The organism is uncultured Cetobacterium sp. (genome assembly GCF_947038635.1).
In the GTDB taxonomy this organism is placed as follows: domain Bacteria; phylum Fusobacteriota; class Fusobacteriia; order Fusobacteriales; family Fusobacteriaceae; genus Cetobacterium_A.
Window position 1 is genome coordinate 1 of sequence record NZ_CAMQXC010000120.1, and the last position, 6,759, is coordinate 6,759.

At 30.5% G+C, this 6,759-nt stretch carries 7 protein-coding genes and 2 tRNA genes; 1 reads left to right on the forward strand and 8 read right to left on the reverse strand.

Annotation, left to right across the window (positions count from 1 at the left end):
- The 4 genes from Q0V08_RS09795 to Q0V08_RS09810 form a co-directional block, all read right to left on the reverse strand.
- A partial coding sequence (locus tag Q0V08_RS09795; protein WP_297434336.1) for a class I tRNA ligase family protein occupies nucleotides 1-1,034 on the reverse strand: 1,034 nt, incomplete at its 3' end.
- A 76-nt stretch (nucleotides 1,035-1,110) separates the two neighbouring features.
- Complete coding sequence (gene rlmB / locus Q0V08_RS09800) at nucleotides 1,111-1,821, reverse strand: 23S rRNA (guanosine(2251)-2'-O)-methyltransferase RlmB (RefSeq protein ID WP_023050517.1); 711 nt, start codon at nucleotides 1,819-1,821, stop codon at nucleotides 1,111-1,113.
- A 12-nt stretch (nucleotides 1,822-1,833) separates the two neighbouring features.
- Entirely contained in the window at nucleotides 1,834-3,105 is a 1,272-nt protein-coding gene (murA, locus tag Q0V08_RS09805; protein ID WP_297434338.1) for a UDP-N-acetylglucosamine 1-carboxyvinyltransferase, read from the reverse strand.
- Nucleotide 3,106: 1 nt separating this feature from the next.
- A complete protein-coding gene (locus Q0V08_RS09810) occupies nucleotides 3,107-3,670 on the reverse strand; it encodes a DUF1694 domain-containing protein (RefSeq protein ID WP_297434339.1) in 564 nt (187 codons plus the stop codon).
- 103 nt (nucleotides 3,671-3,773) lie between these two features.
- Between Q0V08_RS09810 and Q0V08_RS09815 the strand changes: the two genes are divergently transcribed.
- Nucleotides 3,774-4,589 carry a carboxypeptidase-like regulatory domain-containing protein gene (locus Q0V08_RS09815; protein WP_297434341.1) on the forward strand — a complete coding sequence of 272 codons (816 nt, stop codon included), beginning with the start codon at nucleotides 3,774-3,776 and terminating at the stop codon, nucleotides 4,587-4,589.
- Between the two features lie 37 nt (nucleotides 4,590-4,626).
- On the opposite strand, the gene Q0V08_RS09820 is transcribed toward Q0V08_RS09815, so the two are convergent.
- From Q0V08_RS09820 to Q0V08_RS09835, 4 genes are all read right to left on the reverse strand, one after another.
- Nucleotides 4,627-5,976 (reverse strand): glucose-6-phosphate isomerase, encoded by a 1,350-nt coding sequence (locus Q0V08_RS09820; protein ID WP_297434343.1) that lies wholly within the window; start codon nucleotides 5,974-5,976, stop codon nucleotides 4,627-4,629.
- 21 nt (nucleotides 5,977-5,997) lie between these two features.
- Nucleotides 5,998-6,450 carry an S-layer homology domain-containing protein gene (locus Q0V08_RS09825; protein WP_023050512.1) on the reverse strand — a complete coding sequence of 151 codons (453 nt, stop codon included), beginning with the start codon at nucleotides 6,448-6,450 and terminating at the stop codon, nucleotides 5,998-6,000.
- An 86-nt stretch (nucleotides 6,451-6,536) separates the two neighbouring features.
- Nucleotides 6,537-6,611: transfer RNA gene (locus Q0V08_RS09830), tRNA-Cys, on the reverse strand.
- A gap of 15 nt (nucleotides 6,612-6,626) precedes the next feature.
- Nucleotides 6,627-6,702 (reverse strand) — tRNA-Phe (locus Q0V08_RS09835).
- Between the last annotated feature and the right edge of the window lie 57 nt (nucleotides 6,703-6,759).

Here is a 6,759-nt window from a genome sequence, read left to right on the forward strand (position 1 = left end):
TCATCATGTGCTGGTACAGCCATAACAGCTCCAGTTCCATAGTTCATCAATACATAGTCAGCTATCCATAACTCAACTTTTTCTCCATTTACAGGGTTTACTACATGCCAACCTGTATTGATACCATTTTTCTCTTTTCCTTCAGCTGTTCTTTCTATCATATCAGTATTTTTCATTGCAGATACAGCTTCTTTTATATTTGAATTATTTTTTATAATTTCATCTACTAATGGATGCTCTGGAGCAATTACAGCATAAGTAACACCAAATAATGTATCAACTCTTGTTGTAAATACTGGTAAATTTTCATCTTTCTCAACTAATTTAAAGTTTACTTCTGTTCCAAAAGATTTTCCAATCCAGTTTTTTTGCATTGTTAAAACTTTTTCTGGCCATCCGTTAGCTAATTCTTTATGTCCTTCTAATAATTCCTCTGCATAATCTGTTATCTTAAAAAACCACTGCTCTAAATCTTTTTGGATAACAGGAGTTTTAGAGTGTCTCCAACACATTCCATCTTCAACTTGTTCATTTGCTAAAACTGTTTGACAATCTGGACACCAGTTTACAGTTGATTTTTTCTTATAAACTAATCCCATTTCAAACATTTTTTTAAATATCCACTGATTCCACCTATAATATTCAGGAGTATAAGTAGCTATTTCTCTATCCCAGTCGTATGATAATCCCATCATTTTTAACTGTCTATTCATATTATCTATATTTGATTTTGTCCATAGTGCTGGGTGTGCACCATTTTGAATTGCAGCATTTTCTGCAGGTAATCCAAAAGAGTCCCATCCCATTGGATGTAGTACATTATACCCTTTCATTCTTTTATATCTTGCTATAACATCTCCTATTGTATAGTTTCTAGCATGACCAACATGTAGTTTTCCAGATGGATATGGTAACATCTCTAAAACATAATAGTTCTCTTTTCCTTCAACTTTATTTTCAGTTTTAAATATATTTTCTTCTTTCCACTTTTGTTGCCATTTTTCTTCAATTTGGCTAAAATTATATTCTCTCATCTCTTCACCCCATTAAACTTTAATTTTATCTCATAATATAGCATAAAAAAACCTGTACTTCCACAGGTTTATTTATTTAATATAAATTTTTTGCTATCTCAGAAAGTATTATTCCTCCAGCTACAGAAACATTTAATGAGTTAATTTTTCCGTGCATTGGTATTTTAACTAAAATATCACAATTCTCTTTTACTTTCTTTCTTATACCTTCACCTTCACTACCTAATACAAGAGCTGTTTTATTTGGATACTTCTCTTCATGATAATACTTACTTCCAGATCCTTCAGCACCATAAACCCAGAAATCTAACTTTTTTAACTTCTCTATTGCATCAGATATATTCGTAACTTTTACTATATCAACGTGTTCAATAGCTCCAGTTGAAGTTTTAATAACAGTTTCATTTATTTTAACTGAATTTCTTTCTGGAATTATAATTCCTTTTACTCCAAATATTTCAGCACTTCTAATTATAGCTCCAAAATTTCTTGGATCTTGAACTCCATCTAAAATTAAAACTATTGATTTTTCATCTCTAGCTATCTTTTCTAAGAATTCTCCTAACTCAATATAGTAGTCGTAATCACTTAAATATGCCACTACACCTTGAGAGTTTTCCTCTTTTTTTCCAACTTGAAATAACTTTATATTCCTAGCTGAAGCTAAAGCTTTTAATTTACCTAATTTTTCTTCTCTCATCCCTTTAAATATCTCGATTTTCTCGATGTTGTTAGATTTATTTTGTAACAACTCTATTACAGGATTTATTCCTATTACTTTTTCCATTTTCTCACCCTTTTATATTTCTACTTTTATTCTTTCTATATCTGCACCTAATGCTTTTAACTTCACCTCTAGGTTTTCATACCCTCTATCTACGTGATAGATTCTATTTACTATAGTTTCTCCGTCTGCAAGTAATCCTGCTAATATTAAAGAAGCCCCTGCTCTTAAATCACTAGCCATAACCTCTGCTGAAGAAAATACTTCTATTCCATCAATTCTTGCTATATTAGCATCTGTTGAAATATTCGCTCCCATTCTATTTAACTCAGGTACATGCATAAATCTATTTTCAAATATTGTTTCTTTTATCTCGCTTGTCCCTTTTACTAAACACATTAAAGTCATCATTGGAGATTGTAAGTCTGTTGGGAATCCTGGGTGTGGCATTGTTGTAGCTTTAACAGCTTTTAAATCTTTTAGTTTAGTTTTTGTTGTTAAAACATCACCATCAATATTGAACTCTGCTCCCATCTCTTCAAGTTTTGATACAAAACTTTCTATATGGTCTCTTATAACACCTTTTACAGTTATAGCTCCATCAAACATAAGTGATGCCACTATAAAAGTTCCTGCAACTATTCTATCTGGAATAATTGAGTATTCGCAAGGAGTTAATTTCTCTACTCCTTCAATTTCTAATCTTCCAGTACCGATTCCTCCTATTTTTGCACCCATTTTATTTAAAAAGTTACATAAATCATCTATTTCAGGCTCTCTTGCTGCATTTTCAATAATTGTTTTTCCTTTTGCTTTTACAGCTGCCATAATAACATTTTCTGTTGCTCCAACACTAGGAAAATCGAATACAACCTTTCCACCTATAAGCTCTTTTGCTTCTCCTTCAACATAACCATGGTCTATTTTTATTTCAACACCTAAAGCTTCAAATCCCTTTAAATGCAAATCAACTGGTCTTGAACCTATTGCACACCCTCCAGGTAGAGATACTTTTGCTTTTTTTTCATGCGCTAACATTGGTCCCATAACTAAAAAAGAAGCTCTCATTTTTTTTACTAAATCATATGATGCCACAAGTGATTTTAGTCCATTGTTGACTATTTTATATGAGTGTTCTCCTATTTTTTCAATCTCAAGTCCTAAACTTTCTAAAAGTTGAACAAGAGTAACTATATCTCTTAAATTTGGAACATTATTTAAAATATAAGTTCCTTTTTCAATTAATGTCGCTACAAATATTGGTAGAGCAGCATTTTTAGCTCCTTCTACTCTTAATTCCCCACCTATTTTTTTTCCACCTATTATTTTAAATGCCTCTACGCTCATGCTATCTCTCCTTTTTGTCAAATATATCTATTGGGCAAACCTTTCCAAATAATCTATCAAAAAAATTCATTTCTTGAAATTTATCTAATCGTTCTGGTAGTTTTGCTTTTAACTCTTTATAATGCTTCGGACAAATTTTATGACCTTCACCATATATAAAGGCTTCACTTAATCCAGCATCAGTATATACCTTCGTTGCACTTTCTAATACAACATTTTTATTTTCATTATCTAAAGGTTCTTGAGAAACAACAACTAATCCAATATTTCCTCTAAAAGTAACATCGTCTACAAGTGTATATCTAAGTCCTATTTTTTCAGCTTCATCTATATATGTTTTAATTGAATCAAAGGGAATATCTCTCCTAATTTTTAATAAAACAGCTCTCGTATCTTTCATCGCTTCTTTTATTTCATTATGAATTAAATTTCTTTCAATTTCCTGCTTTTCTAAAGCAGCTAAAACATTTTCTTTAAATTCCCCTAAATAAATTAGCTTTTCTGTTTGAGTTTTTAAGAAGTGTAACTTTGCTTTTTCTCTTTCGTTTATTATATCATCTACCAAATAAAATCACCTTCTATAAAAAATTTATTTTTATTAATAATTATAGCATATAAAATCAAAAAAATGATATAATTAAATATAACATTAATACAACGGAGGTTCTATGAGATTTAGACTTTTCTTATGTTTTATCTTTGTCATTTCACTTAATATTTTAGCACAAAATAAAACTATTACTATTTCTGGATTTGTCACTGATAAAGAGTTTAGATTAGGAGATGCAACTGTATGCTTTTTCAATAGTTCTAACCAAGTTAAATGTATAAAAAGTGATATTAATGGAGAGTTCTCTATAGAATTACCTGAAAATAAATATAGAGTTACCGTAAAAAAAGATGGATATACATCCCTAGTTGGAGATAATTTTTTTGTTGACTATATTTTTAATCCACCACAAAATTTAGTTTTAAATATGACTGATAATAAAATATCTATTTATGGTAAAGTTATCAATAACTTTGGAGAACCAATTAAAGATGCTCAAGTTAAAGTTAAAATTGGTGAAAATCTCTTAGATATAAGTACAAATACAAATGGTATTTTCTTTTTTCAAGGGCATGTTGGATTAATATCAATTTTTGCTCAAAAACCAGGTTTTTATGGAAATGGTGCCTCTATGTTAATTCAAAATGAAAAATTTATTAATGATATCTCTATCGTTCTTGAAGCTAAAACATTCTATATATCTGGAGCTTTAGTACATGGAAACAATTATCTAAAAGAAGTTGAGTTAGAATTGATCAATGGAAGTAATAACAAAATTATATCTTCATTGAAGACTTCTAAAGATGGCCTCTTTGAATTTAGAGATATTTTAAACTATGATAAGGCATATTTTAGGATTCCTAGCCTAGGATATCAAAGTGCTCCTTTTACTATCAATAAGGATTTAAGACAATTTAATATTTTTGTAAATTAAAAAGAAGCTCATTTTTTTGAGCTTCTTTATTTTTTAACTATTTATTTAATCTCTTATTTAATTCTTCAGCTTGCTTTTCAAAACCTTTTTTTCCTAATAAAGCAAACATATTAGCTTTATATGCTTCCACTCCCGGTTGATCAAATGGGTTTACTCCAAGTAAATATCCACTTACTCCACAAGCTTTTTCAAAGAAATAGAACATATATCCTAAATGATATGGTGTAGCTTCTGGTAAGTTTACTATTAAATTAGGTACTCCTCCATCTACATGAGCTAAAACTGTACCTTGAGCTGCTTTTTTATTTACAAAATCCATTCCTTTTCCTGCTAAATAGTTTAATCCATCTAAATCTAACTTATCAGCTTCTATTATCACATCACATTCAGGTGTCTCTATATTTACTAACGTCTCTATTAAAACTCTTTTACCATCTTGTATAAATTGCCCCATAGAGTGTAAATCTGTTGAGAAATCTGCTGCTGCAGGTAGTAATCCTTTTCCATCCTTACCTTCTGACTCTCCAAATAATTGTTTCCACCATTCCCCAATATAGTGTAATCTTGGTTCATAGTTTATTAACATCTCTACATCTTTACCTTTTCTATTTAAAATATTTCTTATTGTTGCATATTTTAAACAATCATTACTTTCATAAGGAGCTTTAAAATCCTCTTGAGCATCTCTTGCTCCAGCCATTAACTCATCTATGTTAATTCCTGCTGCTGCAATTGGTAATAATCCAACTGCTGTTAAAACAGAAAATCTTCCTCCTACATTATCAGGTACAACAAATGTTTCATATCCTTCATCTGTTGCTAGCTTTTTAAGCGCACCTTTGCTTGCATCTGTTGTTGCATATATTCTTTTTCTTGCACCTTCAATACCATACTTTTCCTCTAAATGCTTTTTAAATACTCTAAAAGCAATAGCCGGTTCTGTTGTTGTTCCTGATTTTGAAATAACATTAACAGAATAATCTCTATCTCCAATTATTTCTAATAAATCACTTATATATTTTCCTGAAATATTTTGCCCTGCAAAATAGATTTCAGGTCCTTTTCTTTTTGATTTAGGTTGATTATTATAAAAAGTATGTGATAAAAATTCAATAGCTGCTCTAGCTCCTAAATAAGAACCTCCGATACCTATAACTATTAAAACTTCTGAATCATTTTTTATTTTTTTTGCTGCATCTTTTATTCTATTAAACTCCACTTTATCATAGTTAGTTGGCAAATCAATCCAACCTAAAAAATCATTTCCTGCTCCTACTCCATTCATTAAAGTTTCTGTAGCAAGTTTACATTGAGCTTCCATTAACGATAATTCATTTTCTTTAAAAAATCCTAGTGCATTTGAATAATCAAATGATAACTTTTTCATAATATATAACCTCCATATTAATTAGATACCTACATTTTTTTCTAAAACTTCTATTCTCTTTCGTAATTCATTTACTTGTTTTTGAGTTTCGTCATTTTTTTGTCTAATCACTTCGATATCAACTCTCATGTTTTCTATTTTTCCATTAAATAAATCTGTATCAAAGCCAATTTTTGTTAGTTCTCTAGAAAATTCATAAACTAAACTTTCTAAAATAACTAAATCACCTCTATTAGCTTTTTTTTCATTCAATGTATTGAAAGCTCTATTTAATCCTTCTGCAAAACTATACCTTGAAACTGGAAACTCTCCTTTAAATAAAAAACTTTCTTCTGATATAACTCCTTCATTTACAAGATTTTGAATCGCTTTGTATGCCCAATGATTTTTAGGAACATCTTCGAATATAAGTTCTTTTCCTTGTCCATATGCTAATGCTATCAGTGTAAAGTATATCACAATTATTTTCTTCATACACTACCTCTTTATGGTTAATTTTTTTTCAATTATAGCACAAAGAATAAAAAAAAACAGCCCTAAAGCTGTTTGAATTCTTATTTTGGAGGCGACGACCAGATTTGAACTGGTGAATAGAGATTTTGCAGACCTCTGCCTTACCACTTGGCGACGTCGCCTTCTATAAAATTGAATGGTGCCCAGAGGCGGAATCGAACCACCGACACGGGGATTTTCAGTCCCCTGCTCTACCGACTGAGCTATCTGGGCAATAATGGCGGGAGTGACGAGGGTCGAACTCGCGACCTCATGCGTGACAGGCATGCG